At 42.0% G+C, this 20,361-nt stretch carries 19 protein-coding genes and 1 pseudogene; 12 read left to right on the forward strand and 8 right to left on the reverse strand.

The annotated features are described in order from the left end of the window. The 3 genes from G4P69_RS30860 to rpoD form a co-directional block, all read left to right on the forward strand. A partial coding sequence (locus tag G4P69_RS30860) for a toprim domain-containing protein (protein ID WP_243903099.1) occupies positions 1-1,762 on the forward strand: 1,762 nt, incomplete at its 5' end. A 1,015-nt stretch (positions 1,763-2,777) separates the two neighbouring features. Beyond that, positions 2,778-2,930, forward strand: coding sequence for a hypothetical protein (locus G4P69_RS30865; RefSeq protein WP_208344932.1), 153 nt, complete (start codon positions 2,778-2,780; stop codon positions 2,928-2,930). 65 nt (positions 2,931-2,995) lie between these two features. Next, positions 2,996-4,171, forward strand: coding sequence for an RNA polymerase sigma factor RpoD (rpoD, locus tag G4P69_RS30870; protein WP_208344931.1), 1,176 nt, complete (start codon positions 2,996-2,998; stop codon positions 4,169-4,171). Between the two features lie 240 nt (positions 4,172-4,411). On the opposite strand, the gene G4P69_RS30875 is transcribed toward rpoD, so the two are convergent. Together G4P69_RS30875 and gyrA are read right to left on the reverse strand one after the other, a co-directional pair. After that, positions 4,412-4,591, reverse strand: a complete 180-nt coding sequence (locus tag G4P69_RS30875) for a chlorophyll a/b-binding protein (RefSeq protein WP_208344930.1) — start codon at positions 4,589-4,591, stop codon at positions 4,412-4,414. Positions 4,592-5,053: 462 nt separating this feature from the next. After that, positions 5,054-7,570 carry a DNA gyrase subunit A gene (gene gyrA, locus G4P69_RS30880; RefSeq protein ID WP_208344929.1) on the reverse strand — a complete coding sequence of 839 codons (2,517 nt, stop codon included), beginning with the start codon at positions 7,568-7,570 and terminating at the stop codon, positions 5,054-5,056. A gap of 424 nt (positions 7,571-7,994) precedes the next feature. Here gyrA and G4P69_RS30885 point away from each other — a divergent pair, with 424 nt between their 5' ends. Next, a complete protein-coding gene (locus tag G4P69_RS30885; RefSeq protein ID WP_208344928.1) occupies positions 7,995-8,399 on the forward strand; it encodes a response regulator in 405 nt (134 codons plus the stop codon). Between the two features lie 513 nt (positions 8,400-8,912). Here the strand turns inward: G4P69_RS30885 and G4P69_RS30890 are convergent. After that, positions 8,913-9,797, reverse strand: coding sequence for a tetratricopeptide repeat protein (locus G4P69_RS30890; RefSeq protein ID WP_208353424.1), 885 nt, complete (start codon positions 9,795-9,797; stop codon positions 8,913-8,915). Positions 9,798-10,174: 377 nt separating this feature from the next. Between G4P69_RS30890 and G4P69_RS30895 the strand changes: the two genes are divergently transcribed. Genes G4P69_RS30895 through G4P69_RS30905 form a run of 3 tightly spaced genes read left to right on the forward strand, consistent with a single transcriptional unit; the run spans position 10,175 to position 13,482 of the window. Beyond that, positions 10,175-11,482 (forward strand): efflux RND transporter periplasmic adaptor subunit, encoded by a 1,308-nt coding sequence (locus tag G4P69_RS30895; RefSeq protein WP_208345516.1) that lies wholly within the window; start codon positions 10,175-10,177, stop codon positions 11,480-11,482. A 4-nt stretch (positions 11,483-11,486) separates the two neighbouring features. Then, positions 11,487-12,704, forward strand: a complete 1,218-nt coding sequence (locus tag G4P69_RS30900) for an ABC transporter permease (protein ID WP_208345517.1) — start codon at positions 11,487-11,489, stop codon at positions 12,702-12,704. Positions 12,705-12,708: 4 nt separating this feature from the next. Next, on the forward strand, positions 12,709-13,482 hold the full coding sequence (locus tag G4P69_RS30905; protein ID WP_208353429.1) for an ABC transporter ATP-binding protein: 774 nt from the start codon (positions 12,709-12,711) through the stop codon (positions 13,480-13,482). Here G4P69_RS30905 and G4P69_RS30910 read toward each other — a convergent pair. From G4P69_RS30910 to G4P69_RS30920, 3 genes are all read right to left on the reverse strand, one after another. After that, positions 13,460-13,759, reverse strand: coding sequence for a hypothetical protein (locus tag G4P69_RS30910; RefSeq protein ID WP_208353436.1), 300 nt, complete (start codon positions 13,757-13,759; stop codon positions 13,460-13,462). The two genes, G4P69_RS30905 and G4P69_RS30910, sit on opposite strands and share 23 nt — an antisense overlap. A gap of 231 nt (positions 13,760-13,990) precedes the next feature. Next, entirely contained in the window at positions 13,991-14,329 is a 339-nt protein-coding gene (locus G4P69_RS30915; RefSeq protein ID WP_208345199.1) for a DUF5615 family PIN-like protein, read from the reverse strand. Further along, positions 14,326-14,550 carry a DUF433 domain-containing protein gene (locus G4P69_RS30920; protein WP_208345200.1) on the reverse strand — a complete coding sequence of 75 codons (225 nt, stop codon included), beginning with the start codon at positions 14,548-14,550 and terminating at the stop codon, positions 14,326-14,328. The genes G4P69_RS30915 and G4P69_RS30920 overlap by 4 nt, the downstream gene beginning before the upstream one ends. 150 nt (positions 14,551-14,700) lie before the next feature. On the opposite strand from G4P69_RS30920, the pseudogene G4P69_RS40735 reads away from it, so the two are divergent. Further along, a pseudogene (locus G4P69_RS40735) lies at positions 14,701-14,778 on the forward strand (hypothetical protein); the annotation flags it as partial. A gap of 9 nt (positions 14,779-14,787) precedes the next feature. On the opposite strand, the gene G4P69_RS39625 reads toward G4P69_RS40735, so the two are convergent. After that, positions 14,788-15,522: a hypothetical protein gene (locus tag G4P69_RS39625; protein ID WP_243902679.1), complete on the reverse strand. Its 735-nt coding sequence runs from the start codon at positions 15,520-15,522 to the stop codon at positions 14,788-14,790. Positions 15,523-15,566: 44 nt separating this feature from the next. Here G4P69_RS39625 and G4P69_RS39630 point away from each other — a divergent pair, with 44 nt between their 5' ends. From G4P69_RS39630 to G4P69_RS30945, 4 genes are read left to right on the forward strand one after another with little or no spacing between them, the layout of a single operon-like run. Continuing rightward, on the forward strand, positions 15,567-15,746 hold the full coding sequence (locus G4P69_RS39630) for a hypothetical protein (RefSeq protein WP_208345202.1): 180 nt from the start codon (positions 15,567-15,569) through the stop codon (positions 15,744-15,746). 18 nt (positions 15,747-15,764) lie between these two features. Next, positions 15,765-16,052, forward strand: a complete 288-nt coding sequence (locus G4P69_RS30935) for a hypothetical protein (protein WP_208345203.1) — start codon at positions 15,765-15,767, stop codon at positions 16,050-16,052. Continuing rightward, a complete protein-coding gene (locus G4P69_RS30940; protein ID WP_208353444.1) occupies positions 16,030-16,287 on the forward strand; it encodes a hypothetical protein in 258 nt (85 codons plus the stop codon). Before G4P69_RS30935 ends, G4P69_RS30940 begins: the two co-directional genes overlap by 23 nt. Then, the gene (locus G4P69_RS30945; RefSeq protein ID WP_208345205.1) at positions 16,280-16,594 is read left to right on the forward strand and encodes a type II toxin-antitoxin system RelE/ParE family toxin; all 315 of its coding nucleotides are present in this window, start codon (positions 16,280-16,282) and stop codon (positions 16,592-16,594) included. Before G4P69_RS30940 ends, G4P69_RS30945 begins: the two co-directional genes overlap by 8 nt. 38 nt (positions 16,595-16,632) lie before the next feature. On the opposite strand, the gene sbcC is transcribed toward G4P69_RS30945, so the two are convergent. Then, on the reverse strand, positions 16,633-19,659 hold the full coding sequence (sbcC, locus tag G4P69_RS30950; protein ID WP_208353450.1) for an exonuclease subunit SbcC: 3,027 nt from the start codon (positions 19,657-19,659) through the stop codon (positions 16,633-16,635). Between the last annotated feature and the right edge of the window lie 702 nt (positions 19,660-20,361).

Consider the following 20,361-nt stretch of genomic DNA (forward strand, 5'->3'; position numbering starts at 1 on the left):
TGCCGAAGTTATTAAAGTAACTCTGGATAACGGTGAAACAATTGTCTGTACACCGGATCACCGCTTCATGCTACGCGATGGCAGTTACAAACAAGCCGCATCATTAACACCGAATGATTCGCTCATGCCATTATATCGCCGGTTGTCTGACACAAGTGAATCAGGAATTACCATTGATGGTTACGAGATGGTTTGGAACCCTCGGTCTGACTCCTGGCTATTTACCCACGTGTTAGCAGATTGGTATAATCGCTGGCAGGGTGTTTACCAACTTACAGACGGTGACCATTGCCATCACATTGATTTCAACAAGCATAACAACAACCCCACAAATATAAGGCGGTTATCTGCTGTTGAACATTTAGCACTACACCGCGCTCATGTTGAAAAAACATTGCATCGACAAGATGTAATTGAAAAGAGTCGCAAAACTCGTCAAAGCCAGGAATACCGCGCCAAGATGAGTAAAAGAATGCAGCAACAGCAAACGCGCGAAATTCTTTCACAACAAGCTCGTGAGCAATGGCAGGATGAAGCTTACAAAGCTTATATGGTTATTAAGTGGCGTGAGTTTTACAACAGTAACGACACATACCGTGAGCAAAATGATGAACGACTTAACCAAGCACAGCAAAAATATTGGGACGATGCGGTAAACCGTCAAGCTCAATCTCAAAGAGTTCGTGAGCATTTTGCTAACAACCCTCAAGCACGAGAAGCAGCTTCACTCGTAGCTCAGAAACAATGGCAAGATGAAGTTTTGTTGGAGTGGCGGCGATCAAAGACTCAGGAACAATGGACACCAGAGTTTCGAGCAAAGCGTAAAACAGCATTGCAGCAAACATACTACAGCAAAACTATTGCAGCTCTTAAGCAAATAGAGATTGAGCAAGGGACGCTGAATTTGGATACATACCAAGCTTATCGTCTAGAAAAACGAGACAAATCATTATTACGGTTTGATAAATTCTGTGAACGCTACTTTGAAGGTTCCCAAGCTCTAGCAGTTGAAGCAGTTGCCAATTATAACCACCGCGTTGTTTCCATCGAACACCTAGAACAATCGGTAGATGTTTATGACATTGAAGTCCCTCATACCCATAACTTTGCCTTGGCAAGTGGTGTGTTTGTTCATAATAGTGCCAAACAAGGAAGGGACAGGCGTTTTCAAGCAATTCTTCCCTTACGTGGTAAGATCTTAAACATTGAGAAAACCGACGATTCTAAAATCTACAAAAACAACGAAATCCAATCACTGATCACAGCATTGGGTTTGGGTGTTAAAGGTGAGGAGTTTGATGCTTCTCAACTGCGTTATCACCGCATAGTAATTATGACGGATGCTGATGTAGATGGCGCGCATATCAGAACACTGTTGTTGACTTTCTTCTATCGGTATCAGCGATCGCTCATTGAACAGGGATACATTTACATTGCGTGTCCACCACTTTATAAAGTGGAGCGAGGGAAGAATCATCGCTACTGTTATAGCGATCGCGAGCTCCAAGCCCTGATTAAAGAGTTTCCTGATAACGCCAACTATACCATCCAGCGCTTCAAAGGTTTGGGTGAAATGATGCCAGAGCAACTCTGGAGAACCACAATGAATCCAGAAACTCGCACTCTTAAGCAAGTGGAAATTGAGGATGCAGCAGAGGCAGACCGCATTTTCACAATCTTGATGGGCGATCGCGTTGCACCTCGACGTGAATTTATCGAAACCTACGGCTCTAAACTGAATCTCTCAGACTTAGATATTTAAAGCATGCCGGGCATTAGTGAGTACTTGTACTGCCAAATGCCCGGTTATTGTAATTTTTTAACAAATTTTTTTCTGCTTATAATGTAGAGTGTGATAAATTTTGCATTTATTCTATGCAATTTCACACTTTTGTAGGATAGGATTGATTAACTTGGCTGTCAAATACTTTTTGAATTGATTAAAATATCGGTGTATACAGTAAGAAAAGTTTGTCAAGTTTCATAGGGTGGAAATTTCAGCATTGCGCTAACGTGTGATTAAGATCAAAAGGATGACCTATTGTATGACTTCATTATAAGCACCAAATTCAGTTGGATTTAGAGTTCCTATGCGAGGCAACTCTGAAGACAGCAACCAACTGTCAGACAAGAACCATCCGTGATGGAAAGTGCTTCACAATGGATGAAATATATTCTTCATGTGAGGAGTTTATAAAGAAAATGTAAAAGCGGGTGCACGGAACATTATCCTATAAGGTAATATAAAATGCACGACTCCTAAGTAATTGCTGTTGTACGTAGATACTTATAACCCAAGAAAGGCAGGTGTACCTAATTTTGAATTTCAAGGAAAATCAGAGTGTAATTCCAAAAAGTTTGGTAGAGAATCAAGTTATGACTACCACTTTGAATGTCTTTTTGGTTAATGAGCCTTTACCTTAGTCGTGACAGACTTAATCGTAAATCTTGTCTAGTCAAGGTTAGTAGGTAAAATCTGCTTCTACAAGAAATAAGTTCATGGTTACCACACGAAAAGAGTGCAAATTCTGTGAAACAGGCTACAATCGGAACAGTATTTAGAAAAAAAATCCCCCGACAGGTATACTTCTTTTGTATGGAGCGGTGAATTTTCTTAGCAAGAAGAGTCTTTTTTAGACCTATTAAAAAAATTGTGTTGTCCATCAACACGCACGGCGGTTACTAGGACAAGGAATTTGCTGATCATCGTAGCAACCTAAGCTATAAAGCAAAGTTCTGAGCAATTACAAAAGATGAGGTAAGCAGAAGTTAGAGTCGTGGCTTCTTATGAAGCGCGTAAGCTCCTCAAGCAAGGAGGAAGCGAACTTCAAGAAACCTATCTAGTCTTGCTGTTCTTAGAAAACGCGAAAATTAACCTAACTACTTACGGCAATTTAGCCGAAAACGCTCTTAATCATCAAACAAGATAGATCTTATAAGAGCGGTACACACAATTGTGAGTAATTGATTCTGCAAGGAGCATGAGGAACGCGGCATGAACCAGGCTAACAACGTACTCGAAAACATTTTTCAGCCTGACCTAGAAATAATAAATCAGCCTGAGATCGAGTTGGAGGAACTCTTAGTTATAGACGATGAAGAGGACTTGCTGATTAGCGACGACGGCGAAATTGATGATTTTTTAGAGCCTCAGTCTGATGAGGACGACGCAAAGTCTGGAAAAGCCGCTAAGTCGCGTCGTCGGTCACAAAGTAAGAAGAAGCATTACACTGAAGATTCTATTCGGCTTTATCTACAGGAAATTGGTCGAATTCGTCTTCTCAGAGCAGACGAAGAAATTGAACTAGCACGGAAAATTGCCGATTTGCTGGAATTAGAGCGAGTTTACGAAAGACTATACCAGCAGTTAGAACGTGAACCTCTATATAGCGAATGGGCAGAAGCAGTACAATTACCGTTGCCACAGTTCCGTTATCGGCTGCATATTGGACGTAGGGCAAAAGACAAAATGGTACAATCCAACCTGCGTCTAGTCGTTTCAATTGCCAAAAAGTACATGAACCGGGGTTTATCCTTCCAAGATTTAATTCAGGAAGGTAGTTTAGGGTTGATTCGCGCGGCTGAAAAATTTGACCACGAGAAGGGATATAAGTTTTCTACCTACGCTACATGGTGGATTCGTCAAGCTATCACTCGTGCGATCGCTGATCAATCTCGAACCATACGCCTTCCGGTTCACCTTTACGAAACCATCTCTCGGATCAAAAAAACCACCAAGTTGCTTTCTCAAGAAATGGGACGCAAACCCACAGAAGAAGAAATTGCAACTCGTATGGAAATGACAATTGAGAAACTAAGGTTTATTGCTAAATCTGCCCAATTACCAATTTCACTAGAAACGCCTATCGGGAAAGAAGAAGATTCTCGACTAGGCGATTTTATTGAATCGGATAGCGAGACACCAGAAGATCAAGTTTCCAAAAATCTCCTGAGAGAAGATCTGGAAAAAGTCCTTGATAGTCTAAGCCCTCGTGAACGAGATGTGCTCAGACTGCGCTATGGACTAGATGATGGACGCATGAAGACTCTTGAGGAAATTGGACAAATTTTTAATGTTACCCGCGAACGGATTCGGCAAATTGAGGCAAAAGCACTCCGGAAGTTACGTCATCCGAATCGTAATAGTGTTCTCAAAGAGTATATTCGCTAGTTATTGGCCATGAGTCATAAGTTCTTCAAATGACTCATAGCAAATAATACGAATTTTATTATCATTTATGTCACTTATATGAAGTGAACTATCTATATAGGGGCGAACAATTGTTCGCCCCTATTACTTTTTTTGTCAAATATCTTAGATTTTTGCCGCAATCAAAACAACTCATGAAACAGGTGTGAGAGCTTTCTGGACAGACAACACACCTGTTTTCCACTTGAGGACATTTCTAGGCTAGAGAATACCCCAGAAGTGTAAGAAGCCTTGACCTGTAAACAGTTCAATCAAACCTGCTGCTAAAAAACCAATCATTGCTAAGCGACCGTTCCAAATTTCCGCTTGTGGAGTAAAGCCCCAGCGCCAAGCATTACGATCTTCAATTACAGGAGTAGTAATTTTTGTTGTGTTTGTCATGGCTTTAACTTTAGTATTTGTTTTTAAGTTTGTAACCTTTTATTAATTATAATAACAATAATTTTCGGAAAAGTAATATTTATTTACAATAAAAATGATACACTTTACTTATAAAGTGGCGATAAAAAAATAAAAAAATTCTATAGATGACACTCTAGCATCAAGCTAATAGCAATCCCTTCCGCTCATCTTTTGGCAAGCACATTTTTAGAGACGCGAAACCTCTTGTCTCCGTCTACACCTGTTCAAAATCAGTTCTGGTACGATTAACTACCCTAAAAAGAGCGGGGGAGCAGAGGGGCGGAGGAGCAGGGGAGTAGAGGAAGCAGAGGGAGAGAAAAACTTGTAGATTGATATGCTTGTAAATCCCAGTACCCAGTACCCAATGCCCAATGCCCCATGCCCAATGCCCAATGCCCAATGCCCCATGCCCCATGCCCCATGCCCCATGCCCCATGCCCACTACCCCGCATTAGTAACACTAATAATTTTTTCATCTCGGTTAAGTTGCAAGATACTTTGACCAACGCTATCTCTACCCAGGTTAGACACTGCCTCTACAGGTACCCGGACTACTCGCTGATGATTAGTTCCTACTGCCACTTCAGAGCCTGGGATTACTAGTACCATACCCGCTAAGGCATCCGTTTTGTTGGCAAATTTGAAACTTTGGGTTCCGATATCACCACGGTTACCTAATCGTAAACTACCGACTTGCAGGCGTTTAGCGTATCCTAATTGAGTTACTAGTAATACATCCTCCTCTGCTTCTAAAGTTACACAGCCAATCATCACTTCCTGGTTACGCAAACGTAACGCTTGTAGACCCATAGCAGTGCGACCCATGATAGGGAGTTGTTCATCATTTGCTGTAAACTTCAGTAATCGCCCACCAGAACTTGCTAAAACTAGCTCTTGGGTTTTGGTAGTAAATTGAGTCAGTAACAATTCATCATCATCTTTAAGTTTCAAGATGGTGATTCCACGACGCGTCAGACTAGTCAGTTCAGTAAGAGCGAGGCGCTTAATTCTTCCTTGCTTAGTGACAAGAATTATCTGTGTACCTTCTGGATCTTGAGGGAGGAAAAAGCGGTTTACAAGAGCTTCTTGAGCTTCTTGAGCAGTATTAGTAAGTAAAGTTATTAATGGTGTTCCTCGTGCAGAACGCCCAGTTGTAGGAGGAATATCGCCTACCTTAACCGGGTATACTTTACCTCCACTAGTGAGTACGAGCAACTCTTTTTCTGTATCGGTTGCAGCAGTTTGTGTAATGAAGTCATTATCTGACGTACCATTGTCAGATCTTGACCTCTTTGTTGAAGAAGCCCCAAGGCGGCGTACATAACCTCGATGGGTAAATTCTAAAACCACTTCTTCTGCAACTACTTGGGATTGTGGTTCTTGAATCTGTGAGTTTTCATCGTCATTAGAGTCTTTTTCCGAAGACTTTCTCCCTTGTGCCTTTGCTGGCTCTGGGTTTGCTACCCCTAACTTAGTCCGACGAGCATCACTGTATTTACGTTTAAGAGAGCGGAAATCTTTTTTCAGGGACTTAAGTAATTCTCGCCTATCATTAAGTAATATTTGCAACGTTGTAATTTGTTGATTTAGCTCCTCAAACTCCGTTTGTAGGTTCTGTTTCTCTAAACCTGTAAGGCGTCGCATCGGCATAGATAAAATTGCATCTGCTTGCGCCTCACTCAAATTGAGTTGGTTTTGCAGGTTAATTTTTGCAGTCCCACCATCAGGTGCATTACGCAAAATTTCAATAACCTCGTCTAGATTAGAGAGTGCAACCAGTAAACCCTCTACCAAATCGCGTCTACTTTGAGCCTTTTCCAACTCATGAGTGTAACGACGTGAAAGTGTTTGCTCTCGAAAACTCAAGAACTCTTGCAAAAGCTGGCGTAAGGTCAACTGCCGTGGTTGTCCATCTACCAACGCCAAAAGAATTGCCCCAAAGTTAATTTGTAAGGCTGTCTGGTGATATAAATGTTGAAGAACTTCTTGAGGATTTGCATCGCGCTTTAGTTCAATGACTACGCGCATTCCTTCGCGATCGCTTTCATCCCGAAGATCCGCGATTCCTTGAAGACGAGCTTGATTTACCAGTTCTGCGACTTTCTCAATCCAACCCGCCTTATTCACCTGATAAGGCAATTCTGTCACCACAATTGCTGTTCGACGCTTACTACCCCGTCCCTGTAAAATTTCTTCTACCTGAGCGACTCCCCGCAGGATAATACTACCTTTGCCGGTAGTATATGCCTCACGAACCCCAGCATCACCTATAATTTCCCCACCAGTGGGAAAATCTGGACCAGGAATCAATTCAAATAACTTGTCGTCAGGTAAATTAGGGTTATCAATCAAAGCAATCAACCCTTCCACCACATCCCCTAAGTTGTGTGGTGGAATATTGGTCGCCATCCCTACAGCAATTCCTGCACAGCCATTAAGTAACAAAAATGGCAATTGTGCTGGCAACACAGTTGGCTCTTGCTGAGAATTATCGAAGTTTCCGGCAAATTCTACCGTTTCCGCGCCAATTTCCGCCAGCATACCCTCGTGACTAACGGGTGAAAGGCGTGTTTCAGTGTAGCGCATTGCTGCGGGTGGATCGTTATCCACGCTACCAAAGTTGCCATGTCCAGCCAGTAAAGGATAGCGGCTAGAAAAGTCTTGCACCAACCTTACCAACGCATCGTAGACTGCTTGATCTCCATGAGGGTGGTATTTACCCAGTACATCCCCTACCACACGAGCACACTTACGATATGGTCGATCTGGGGTCAAACCGAGTTCGTGCATGGCATACAAAATGCGTCGATGAACAGGTTTTAAGCCATCGCGTACATCTGGTAACGCCCGCCCAACTATTACACTCATGGCATATTCTAGGTAAGACCTTTGCATCTCTGTATGCAAGGCTGTGGTAATGACCTGTCCCGTGGGGAGAAGGTTTAACTGTTTCGCCATGAGTTTGTTCCCTGAGTTTTCAATAGACAAAAGTTGCTATAAACGAAGACTGTAGCAACCACAGCATAACGGAAGAAATGCTCTTCATTACAAAATCTTCTTTTCTTTATAGTCGTAGGATAAAAAGCAGTAGTATTATCCTTGATGACTGAGGTATTTATAAAGAAGAATACAGGAGTCAGGAGCCAGGAGTCAGAATGAAGTTGTTGGTTAAAACCTCGTTTAAGAGTGGAAGCGGGTCGGGATTGAAACTTTTCTTAAAACCCCATCCCTTTATGGGTGGTGTATTCTGACTCCTGAATTCTGTCTCCTGACTCCTTTTTATTTAACTAGATGTTTACACATGTAGCGTTGGAGTGGTGATTTCCCTCTTATGCGCATGTGCTTTAAGAGTTAAGATGGGCTATCAAAAATCGAAATTCTCATGAACACTGTTTTGATTGTGGAAGACGATCTTATTAATGCTAGAGTTTTTTCTAAAATTTTGACCAAGCGAGGTGGCTTGGAGGTAAAGCACACTGAAAATGTAGAAGAGGTAATAAATTTCGCCAAAACGGGGGAAGTTGACATTATTTTGATGGATGTCTCTCTGTCACGCAGTGTTTACCAAGGAAAGTCTGTTGATGGTATTAAGATTACCCAAATGTTGAAATCTGATCCACAAACAGCAACATTACCTATTATTCTGGTGACGGCCCACGCTATGGAAGGCGATCGCGAGAACTTTCTCAAGCAAAGTGGCGCTGATGGTTATATCTCCAAACCTATTGTTGACCATCAACAATTTGTTGACCAGATTCTGGCACTCCTACCGAAAGATGACCATTAAAGAGCCATTCTAACTTACTGGAGACCGTCTGAGAACTGCGGCGAGCCGCTTCCTGGTATCACTAATATATATGTACTACTTGATGACGCTTTTAGCAAGTAGTACAAGAAAATTGGATGAACAGGGTGTAGGGTGTAGGGGATAGGGAAAATATAAAACCACCCGCTCATAGGTTGGGTTTAAACCTAACCTGTGATAAAAGGATTTTTTCGCCCACAATTCAACTCGGCTTTAAACAGAGCCGCTCGTGGGCGCTCTTTCTAACCCTACACCCCACACTCTATAACCCGAATGGCACTAAGTTAAAGGTTAAGATTGACGCGGAGAGGGGAGACGGGGAGACGCGGAGATAGAATTTTCCCTGTGTCACCCCGTCACCGCGTCCCCGTATCAGCCCCTTTTTAGGTTTTTCTTAGTGCCATTCCTCTATAACCCACACCCTACACCCACCCCAAAGGTGCTTGGTAGAATTTCTGATAACTAACACCCAATAACTAACAACTAACAAATTGTTTATTCTGTTGATTGCTGCTTGGAAGATGAAGAGTTTCCGCGTTGCTGGAGAGCGGCTTGAATACTAGGTAATTGTAAAAACTTCTTAGTATCATTAAGTAGACGCTGACCCCAGAGATTCTGCTTAAGAAAATTTAAGTCGGCGTAGCGATCATCAATGCGGATTGCAGCTTCACCCATTGTTATACCTTGCTGGCGATTGCCACTAGTATACAAAGCTACTGCCATTGCCAATCGTGGTTCAGCAGCTTGCTTCTCAATAGCAGCAGCAGATTGCCATTGTCTAATCGCTCCTTGAATATTACCCTGTTCATACAAGATTAACCCAACATTGTTAAGAGCTGGCCAGAATTTTTTTTCTAAGGAGACTGCTTTGTTATATTGTGCGACCGCATCTGTTAATTTACCCTGAACATAGTAAGCATTGCCCAAATCAAACAAACCTTCTGGATCATTAGGTTTTAACTTCAAGCCTGCCTGGAAATATCCTGTAGCATCTTGATACTTTTGCTGTTGAAAATACGCTGAGCCTAAGGCAAACAGAACGTCTCCATTCTTAGGATTCAGAGATTGCGCTCGCTTCAAAGCAGTGATTCCACCGTCAACATTCTTAGTCTGTAAATACAAACTACCTAACAAAAACCAGACTTTATCACTTTTGGGAGCTAGTTGAGATGCTAGTCGGGCTCGTGGTAAAGCTGATTCAAATTGTTGAAACTGGGCTAGCTGAGCCGCTTCCTGTGCTAAACTCAACCCCTGCTGTTCTAATTTTGCTGTATCTAGTTGCAGTGTATGGGGTATCAGTGCTTGTGAATAAGCAGCTCTTGGCATGCTCCACAAACTACAGACAACCAGAAGAGAAATTAACCCACTTTTTTTTGGCACTGTACCGCCTCTGGTTTACAAATCAAACAATCTTTCAGTTAGCTTAAACGATCTGAGCCCTTGACGAAAGGAAAATTTAGAAGAAGGGGCAAAGGGCAAGGGGCATTGGGCATTGGGAAATTATTTGTTAGTTAGGATGAAAACTTTCTCGAGTTTTTGTATCTTTGCTTGTCGTTATTTAAGCAGAGTTATTTAGGCTCATCTTAATGTTGCCGCTCACCCGTTTAGGTGAAGCTTTCCATGTGTAGGAAAGGCTACTATTAATATGTTAAGCAATGACAATTTTGATTTAAAACTTGAGCCTGACGTAATTCCCGGAACGGTTGTCGTAAGTTCTATCTAGCTAACTTAAAGGCTCTTCTACCATCGCTGCTCTTATGACTACGTATTTAGAAATTCCTATAATTGGCAAAGTTAAGCATGGCTCACGCTGGGTGATAGGGTTATTAGCAGCTAGTATGTTAGTTGTTGGTACAGCTACAACCTACACAGTGGTCAATCGCTTAAACAACAAAGAAGACATTTCCCAATTAACCGTTGGGGTTCAGGCGAAGGACATCACAGTCAGGATTACTGCTAGTGGTAAGGTGCAGCCAATTCAGAATGTGAATATTAGCCCAAAAAACCCTGGACTTTTAACACATCTGTATGTAGAACAGGGCGATAAGGTGAAAGCTGGGCAAATTATTGCTCGGATGGATAGTGCAGATATTGAGGCGCAGGTAGATCAAGCTCTTGCTGACGGGAAACAAGCCGAAGCAAAGCTAGCAGAGGCAGTTGCTGGTAACCGTCCACAGGAAATTGCAAAAGCACAAGCACAAGTCGACTCAGCTAAAGCCAAGGCACTTTACACCAGCCAGCAAGTCAAGCGCTACCAATACTTATACCAACAGGGAGCAGAGAAAAAGCAATTACTGGATCAAGCTATCAGCGATGATAATGCAGCTGGTGCAGCATTACGAGAAGCAGAAAAACAGTTATCGCTGATGCAAAGTGGAACCCGTACAGAGGAAATTGCTCAGAATCAGGCGGCTGTGGACATGGCTAAAGCTAAGCTAAAAGCAGCACAAGTAAAGTTGGAAGATACGGTCATCCGTGCTCCTTTCTCTGGAGTTGTAACCCAAAAGTATGCTAACATCGGCGCGTTTGTAACACCAACAACTTCTGCATCTGTCAGCGCCTCAGCAACTTCTAGTTCAATTATTGCTCTAGCAAAGGGATTAGAAGTTTTAGCACAAGTTCCAGAAATTGACATTGGTAGAATCAAACAGGGACAGCAAGTGGAAATCGTTGCTGATGCTTACCCTGACCAAGTTTTTAAAGGACATGTACGTTTGATTGCTCCGGAAGCAGTCAAAGATGAAGGCGTAACATTATTCCAAATACGAATTGCTATTGATAGTGGTTTAGATAAGCTACGCTCTGGTTTGAACGTAAATTTAACCTTTTTTGGTGATCAACTCAAGAATGCTTTATTAGTACCAACTGTAGCGATTGTTACAGAAAAAGGTAACACGGGTGTATTAATTCCGGATGCTAAGAATAAACCTCTATTTCACTATGTGACAATTGGCTCGCAAATTAAAGACCAAACTCAGATTCTAGAGGGAGTGAAACAGGGCGATCTCGTCTTTATTAACCCGCCTCCAGATTATAGGCGTGAGCAGCAGGCGAAACAAAAATAAAAAAATGAATTTTCTCGAAAGTGTCAAAATGGCAGGAAAAACCCTGCTATCAAATAAATTACGTAGTACCCTCACTATGTTGGGGATTGTGATTGGTAATGCCTCAGTCATTGCCATGATTGGTGTTGGCCAAGGAGGACAAAAGTATGTTACCAAACAGTTGGCATCTCTAGGGCCAAATGTATTATTTATACGTCCTGGTAATCGTGAAACTCAGAGGATTTCGTCTAATATCCCAAAGACGTTGGTATTAGCAGACGCGGATGCAATTATTTCTCAAGTACCAGCAGTAATCGGGGTATCTCCTGAGTTGAATACGAGAGTAGTAGTGAATTATCGTAATCGAAACACCAGTGTTAACATCATTGGCACAAAACCTAGTTTTCTTAAAGTACGGGATTTTGAAACTGCTAAAGGTCGGTTTTTCACCGATTTAGATCTTAAGCGTAATAACCAAGCTGTTGTTTTAGGTGCGGACTTGGCACAACAATTGTTTGGTAGTCATAATCCAGTAGGTGCGCAGTTAAGGATCAAAAGCTCCAGCTTTCAAGTTATTGGTGTGCTACAAGCTAAAGGCTCAAGCGTGGGAGCTGATTACGACAGCGCAGCTTTAGTTCCAATCACTACTTCTGCTAATCTACTTGTCGGAAAGAATTCTCCCTATGGTATAGCGTTAGATTATATCGTTGCTTCGGCTCGTAGTAACAATCAAGTTGACGCAGCGGAGTTTCAAATTACTAATTTGCTACGCCAACGGCACAAAATTCTTAATGAAGATGACTTTACTATTCGTACTCAGAAAGATGCGCTCCAGATTGTTGGTCAAATTACTGGTGCTTTAACAATTATGCTAGCAGCGATCGCTGGTATTTCCTTGCTTGTAGGTGGTATCGGCATCATGAATATTATGCTCGTGTCAGTGACTGAACGCACCCAAGAAATTGGTTTGCGTAAGGCAATTGGTGCAAATGAGCGGGATATCCTACTACAGTTTGTTATTGAAGCAGTCATTCTCTCTGCAGCCGGAGGGTTACTTGGTACAGTTATTGGCGTAGGTGGTGTGATGCTTGTAGGTGCGCTGACTCCATTAGAAGCCGCTGTATCTCCTGTAGCGATTGCGATCGCCGTCGGTGTTTCTGGTGGTATTGGTTTATTCTTTGGGGTTGTTCCTGCTCGTCGTGCTGCCAAACTCGACCCGATTGTAGCTTTAAGGAGTGCATAAGTAAATGGAAGAAGCAATGACTCTTAACTCCCCAGTTTTAACTGCTAATTCCTCACCTACAAGCAAGCCAGCCATTATTCGCTTAGAACAAGTTTTTAAGATTTATGGCAGTGGTGAAACTGAAGTGCGGGCACTAGATGATATTAATCTAACTATAGAACAAGGCGAATACTGTGCAATTATGGGGCCTTCTGGTTCTGGTAAATCCACAGCCATGAATATTATTGGGTGTCTGGATCGTCCGACATCTGGAAAGTATTACTTAGATAATATCGATGTGGCTCACATGGATGATACTGAATTGGCACATATTCGTAACAAAAAGCTGGGGTTTGTTTTTCAACAATTCCATTTGTTACCACAATTATCAGCGGTAGAAAATGTCATGCTGCCAATGGTGTATGCTGATGTAAAATCAGCAGAAAGATATGAGCGTTCAGTTGAAGCTCTTAAGCGGGTAGGACTAGAAAAACGACTTAATAACAAACCAAATCAACTTTCTGGTGGACAGCAACAACGGGTGGCGATCGCTCGTGCTATTGTTAATCACCCAGTTTTGCTTCTAGCTGACGAACCTACTGGTGCGCTAGATTCCCGCACAACTCAAGAAGTGTTAGAGATTTTTGGCGAACTCAATGCCAGTGGAATTACTGTTGTGATGGTAACACACGAACCAGACGTTGCTCGCAAAACTCAGCGCATTGTTTGGTTTCGCGATGGTCAAGTGATACACTCTCACCTGACACCAGATGAGATTAATCAGGTTGCTGTCTCATGAGTTCTTTTGATGCTTCTGTGATTATCAGTGTAGGAATTTCTCCTGGATTGTTTGTAGAGAGCAACTGACCACTAACAACCTCACCAAGTGCCAGTAATTTATTAGCATAGCACCAGAAACATTCTAAAGAAGTAAGGTTTTTGATAAAATAGCTTTTACCATCTATAGCAAACACACGGTACTCAATATTAATAGCAATTGTATTTACATCCTCCTCATCGTTAACTATTATCAGATTGTGATGGTAGTAAAACCTTAAGTCGTTGTCCCAATACATGGTGTGCTCTCCCTGATCTCACTACTTTTTTATGTAACGAGAGAAAATAGTGCATATTTAGTAAATAAAGGATAACACGTAGATACTGTTATACGGCTTCAGAGTATCTACTTATATTTCTAAAATGGGGTTAGGATAAGCACTAGCAAAAAAATTGGGGAAACGAACCTTAAAGTTTCACGATGATTCTAAAACAACTGTTCTCTTTACTGAGTATGTTAGCCCAGGCTGCTAATCTCCTCTGATTTCGACTAATGCTTCGCCTCCTTGCAAAAGCTCCAGTGCTTCTAGCAAAGTTGTACTCAAAATCTCCTGTAACCGAGCGTTTGAAGTATTCCCACACGTCAACCAGATAATTTTTGGTGGCGCTCCAAAACGATCAACCAAATCAACAAAGTCGCTGTCCTTTGTCATAAAAATAACGCCTTGAGCTTTTGCTGCCTTAAAAATCTCAAGATCTTCAGCATCTCTGAGAGAAATATCCCGCAAAGCTAATGCTGTTATGCCAAATGTGCTAGTGATCCAAGCAGCGATAGCAGGTGATAGGTGTGCGTCTATCCAGATTATCATGCCACCAACACAGGATGATTAAGCTTACGCGAGGCGTATAAAAGTGCTGCTTTGAGATCATCAGCTTCAAGATCGGGCATTTCTTCCAAGATTTGTTCTGCGCTAAGTCCGGATGCAAACAAGTCTAGTACATCTGATACACGAATTCTCATACCCCGAATGCAAGGGCGACCACCACATTGCTTAGGATTAACTGTAATTCTTCTAAGTATATTTGACATAGGTTATCCTACTCTGCTCGATCTGCTCATATCCATGATAATTGCCGGAAATTTTTTGAGATTGTTATAAAATTTTACAGACTGCAACACAATTGATAAGCCTCATTCGTTACTATTTACCTGATTTCCGGCGATCCGGATGTTTGAATTATGGAAGTCATCAAGCTTAGAAAGAAAGGTCAAGTCTCTATCCCTAAAGCTATTCTCAAGCGTCTGGGGTTGGAGACTGAAACTATGCTATCGGTAGAAATTACTGCTGATGGTGCAATTATACTGCGTCCGGCTGGAGTTTATCCGATACAGATGTATACAGAGGGACAGATTGAGGAGTTTTTTGAGGCTCATATTCCATAATGCCCAACCTAAATTCTTTAAGAGCGTATATCTTGCTTCATCGTCGGTTGCGAATTTTAAGCCTTCCTTCGTTAGCTTGGCAGCTTTTGTATAATTTTGTGCCTCGATAATTTCTAGCCGTGCCAGATTGCCATACGCTGGAGCATAGCGAAGTTCTACTGCACCTTGATAGTTAGCACGAGCAAGATCAAAGTCTTTCTTTTTCTCATAGATCGCGCCCCTAGTGTACAAAGCTACTGCGAACCTTGGCTGGAGCATGAGCGCTAAATTAAGCTCTTGTAGAGCCCTATCATCTTGATCCTTCTGAGATATTTCATTCGCATGATCATTTAGAGAGCGTGCCAATCCGGGAAGAACCGCATAAAATATCACACCTAACAATGTGATTAAACTTATAAAGAAAAAGCCCAAACGGACTATTCGTTTGGTTTGAGTTTGCTTAATCATGCGTTGACTGGCAGTAATTAGCCTCGGTAGTGATGCATCGTAACCCAAATCACTCGCGTCTGGACTTGACAACCATTGCTCTACTTCGGCCAGTTCAATCTTGTCTAAGAAACCACCTTCTTCACCTAGGCGAACCCATTCCTCAACTTTTACTTTTAGCCGTCTGCGCATTTGCTCAGCTTCTTTGTAATCAGGAATCCACTGCTTTTGTAAGGTTGGCCACTCTTACACGCCAGTGCCTTGACCGTCGTATTCCTGACCTTCCTAGCCTCCAAGCCGAACTCAAAGCATGGAATACACAACGCAATAGTCTTAACTCCACTATCAGTTGGCACTTCACCACCACGGAGGCGAGAATCAAATTAAAACGCTTATATCCGGTTATTGATGATTAAAGACTACTAGGCATATGGGTGACAGTGAGAATACAAGCAAAATCGGATGCGATCGCATTAATCGCTGCAATGAGGCGATCGCATTCTTGTGCATCTTATGTACCAAACCCTTCATCTATAATCAGCGGCTGCAAAGCTGAACCAGATTGCTGTAGCCAAACGGAGTTCCTCTCAAAAACGGTCGTTTATGAGAAAACTTTACCAATAGCACGATTCGACCTTGGTAACTATGGTAGTAAATGGTATAATATTTGTACCATCAGCATCCAAAGGAGCGAAAACTATGCCACGCCTAGATTTGGGTAACCCCTATGATTACTATGTGCAGGCATTGATTGATACAGGACTTTACAGCACCTACACAGAAGTTGTGAAGGATGCACTGCGTCAGCACATGGATTCCCACACTGAAAGCAAGCGTATAGCGTTATTCTGTGCTGCCATCTCCGAAGGAGAAGCAGATGTACAAGCAGGACGTGTTGCGCCTTACAACCCAGCATTGATCGACCGTTTGACCGCAGAAGTGCTTGCTGATGAATAATAAGGAAAATGGGTACACCCTCTATTTATCTGAGCGCGCACAGCGCGATTATAAGAAAATTCAGCGTTACACACGGGATGTTCATGGTAAAGAGCAAGTGTTGAAATACGCTGCTTTGCTCAAGGGATGTCTTGAGACAATAACGGACAATCCTATGCTTGGACACTGGCGATCCGATATTCCACAAACGCATAAAGCATATAACGCAGGTGAACATATTATTGTCTATCGAGTGGTAGCTCAGACGGTCTATGTAGTGGCGATTCTACACAGCAGAATGGATTTTTCTCGCCATCTTGAAGAATAGCAAGATAAAAAATGTCCCCGTGTTTCTCTCCTCGCATCTCATATCAATAATCGTAATTGTGAACCCTGCTGAGTTTTATCAACTTCTATACGTGCTTGGAAAGCTTCTTTAAGACTAGGCATATGAGTGACAGTCAGGATACAAGCAAAATCAGACGCGATCGCATTAATCGCTGCAATGAGGCGATCGCATCCTTCCGCATCTTGTGTCCCAAACCCTTCATCTATAATCAGCAGTTGCAAAGCCGCACCAGATCGTTGTGCTAATAATTTCGCTAAAGCTAAACGGATAGCAAAATTAATTCTAAACGCTTCCCCACCAGAGTAAGTTTCATAAGCTCGTGTTCCTCTGGCGTCAGCAATCAAAATCTCTAAAGTATCTATGAGCTTAACATTTTTCTTAGTTGATTTACCATGACGCCCAGCTTTTTGGGTAACAAATTGAACATGCAACTGATTCGCACTAAGTCTCGCCAGTAGTTGATTCGTCTCAACTTCCAATTGAGGCAAAACATTCTCAATCATTAATGCCTGGATACCATTTTTACCAAAAGCTTGTGCTAATTCCTGGTAAACACGATGTTGCTGTTTTGCATGTTGCAATTGTTCCTGTTGTTGTTCATACTGAACTTGCAGCGTTCCTAGTTGGTGATTTAATTGCTCCAAGCCCCCTAACTGTGCGAGTTGCTCGTCTAGCTGTCGTCTACGTGATGCTAACTGCTGTTCTAACGACTGAATTTGAGCAGTTGGATTTGCTGTTTGCTCCATCTGCTGAGTTATACTTTCGATGTGTGAGGCAAGCCTTTGCCGTTCGGCTAATCTTGCTTGCAAAGAAACTTCTAACTCTTGGGCTCTTGTCTTAAGCTGAGGATACTGTTGCTGAGCCACCAAAAGATTTTGATAGCGCAACTCCCAAGGTTGAGCTTTTTTCACACCTAACCGTAGGCTATTATGCTGCTCAGTGTCGTAGCCAATTTCCTTGAGATAATCTTCAAGCGAAGCGATTTCTCTAGCACAGTCAGAATCAGTTGCTTCTTGCTGCAGTTTGATTTTTAATTGGTCAATTTTTGCCTGAAGTTCTGGTTTTTTTGCTGCTATTTGAGCTTGTCGCTTTCCTGCATCTTTAATCTGACTCAATTTTATCTCTGCCCACCGCCATCGCTCAACTTCATTGCGGGCAAGTGCATGGTCTTGCTCATTGTAGTTAAGTTGTTGTAAATATTGTTCTAGCTCTCGTAGTTCAGCATGTTTGTCTGGGGCATAATCACCTAACTGTAGCGATCGCTCTAATTGCCGTCTTTCTAAACCAATTTCTTCTAGTTGCTGTTCAACGTCACTAGTTGCTTGTAACTGTGCGGCTAGTTGTCCTCTATGTTCGCGCAGACTTTCGTAAGTTGCTATTTGTTGTGATATTTCCCGGTATTCCTGTCTAAGCACCTGAATTTCTCTGTCAGAAACAGCCATTTGTTCTCGAAATACCCATAACTGTCCTTCTGTATCCTTTTGCTCAAGCTTGGTTTTGTCCACCACACGATTCCAGTTATGTTCTTCCAATGGGCGCTCACATAATGGACATAAAGCATTAGGGTTTTGCAGAAGAAGTAGTTTTTGATCTAGTTCTCCTAGCAACCTTTCGTACTCACGTTGCTGGGCTTGTAGGCGTTCAATAAAGTGACGGCGTTCTTGTCCTTTTTCTTGCACTCGCTGTAGGTAAACTCGCTTTTTCTCCATTTCTTCAATCTGGAGCGCCACATCCATAACTGCTTGTTGCAATTGTGGTTGCCGTCGCTTTTGTGTTTCCAGTTGGTTTTCTCTAACTTCCAGTTGTTCTATGCGAGCTACTAAACCTGCATGAGCGCGATTTAATTGACTTTGTAAAGTTGCTTGCTGTTGCAGGAGAGGAGACACCTGCATACGTAAATCATCTAAGTAAGCAACGCGGTTTCGTGCAGCTGCTAGTTGCGCTAAAGCTGCTTCCACCTCCTCTGACTTCTGTAAAATTTGCTCTATTTCTCGTTCTTGCTGCTGTAAAGCTTCTATTTGGGCTTGAGCGTGTTGCAACTGCCGCTCTATTTCGTGAATTTGTTTAGTAAGCTGGTGTTGCTTTTGCTGACGAATTCTTTCGGTGCGAGTGTATTCTTCAAACTTGGTAGCAAAAGCTTCTTCTTGAGATTGTAAAATCTGGTATTGTGAGTATCCGCCTTTAATATCCGCTTCTTGACCTAATTGTGACTCTAAATCTGATATTTGACTGATAATTGCTAACTTTTCTTGACCAAGGCGATCGCAATCTTGTGTCGAATTTTGGTATTGTTGCCTTACAAAATTGAGTTGTTCTTCCCAGGTTTGTCGCTGGTGCTGTACAACCTGTAAACTTTGTAATTGGATATTATCAAATGCTTGTGTTTGCTGTAGTTGATTGATTTGGGCTTCTAAATTTGCTTGTTTTTGGGTAATTTCTTCACGTCGTTGCAGTTGATGTTTCATCGACTCCAAAGAACGTTCTAACTCCTCTACCCGTGCTTTGTATTGACGTGATAATTCTTTTGCTCGTTCTTCTAATTCATCGTACTGATTGAGTTTCAATAACTCTGCTAAAATTTCTTTACGTTCGTTGGGGCGCTTAAGCATAAACTCATCTGCACGCCCTTGACGCAGATAAGCAGAATTAATAAAGGTGTCGTAATCGAGCTTGATGTGTTCCAATATCAAATCTTGTGTTGCTCTGATACCCTTACCAGTAAGTGCGCGAAATCCAGTTGGTGTTTCTATTTGAAATTCCAAAGCACCACTACCACCCCGCACTCGGGTGCGAATGACTCGATAAATTTGCTGGCTGGTTTGAAAAATGAAATCAACCTGAACTTCTTTCGCGCCAGTATTAATAACATCATCTTCAGTAGCGGCTCTACTCTCACCCCAAATTGCCCAGGTGATCGCTTCGAGGAGAGAAGATTTTCCTGCACCATTAGAACCGCAAATACAAGCCGTATGTAGCCCGCGAAAATCTAAAGTTGCATCACGGTAACTCAGAAAGTTTTTGAGGGTAAGTTGTACTGGAATCATTGAGGTTCTAGCGTCACACCTACTTTTTAATAATACATAAGTACAGATGCTCTGTTTGCTAGTTTAGCCAGTTAAAAATCAGGTTTTTTGTTTTTTCTACTTTAACTTTACTATTGTTAACAATAGAATAAACATGTTTTTTTCTGTTAGGCCAACTTTTTTTGGCTGTTCGGATAAAACTTTACTTTGATACAAGGCTAGTACTACTACGAAAAAAAACAAAATTTAAAATCCTAAAAGCTTGCTAGGTAAGGATTTTAATCATTCAGCATGGTTACTGTATTTCCAAACCCGATTTAGTCAAGTTCGTTTTCGTTAACCTGAAGCATCAAGCAGGAAAGTACCAATTTTATTGGTGAAAGTAGGGAAATATATTTTTTGATAGGTTTGGGCATCAATTATCAGCAATACTTATCCTCGATCTAATTACCCCATGCCCCATGCCCCATGCCCCATGCCCCATGCCCCATGCCCCATGCCCCATGCCCCATTCCCCATGCCCCATGCCCCATTCCCCATTCCCCTATTTCACCCAACTTTTTATGTTAATTTTTTTACCAATAAAATAAAGCTAAGATTTCTTCCCTCCCTTTTATAACACTAAATTAGGAACAACAGAAGCTACGAACATAAAAATATAGGAAAAATTCTACAACAAAGGAAAGTCATCAAGGAGGGAAAAAGGGAAACCAACACAACGAA

Origin of the sequence: Aetokthonos hydrillicola CCALA 1050, assembly GCF_017591665.1 — a bacterium.
GTDB classification, from domain to species: Bacteria; Cyanobacteriota; Cyanobacteriia; order Cyanobacteriales; family Nostocaceae; genus Aetokthonos; species Aetokthonos hydrillicola.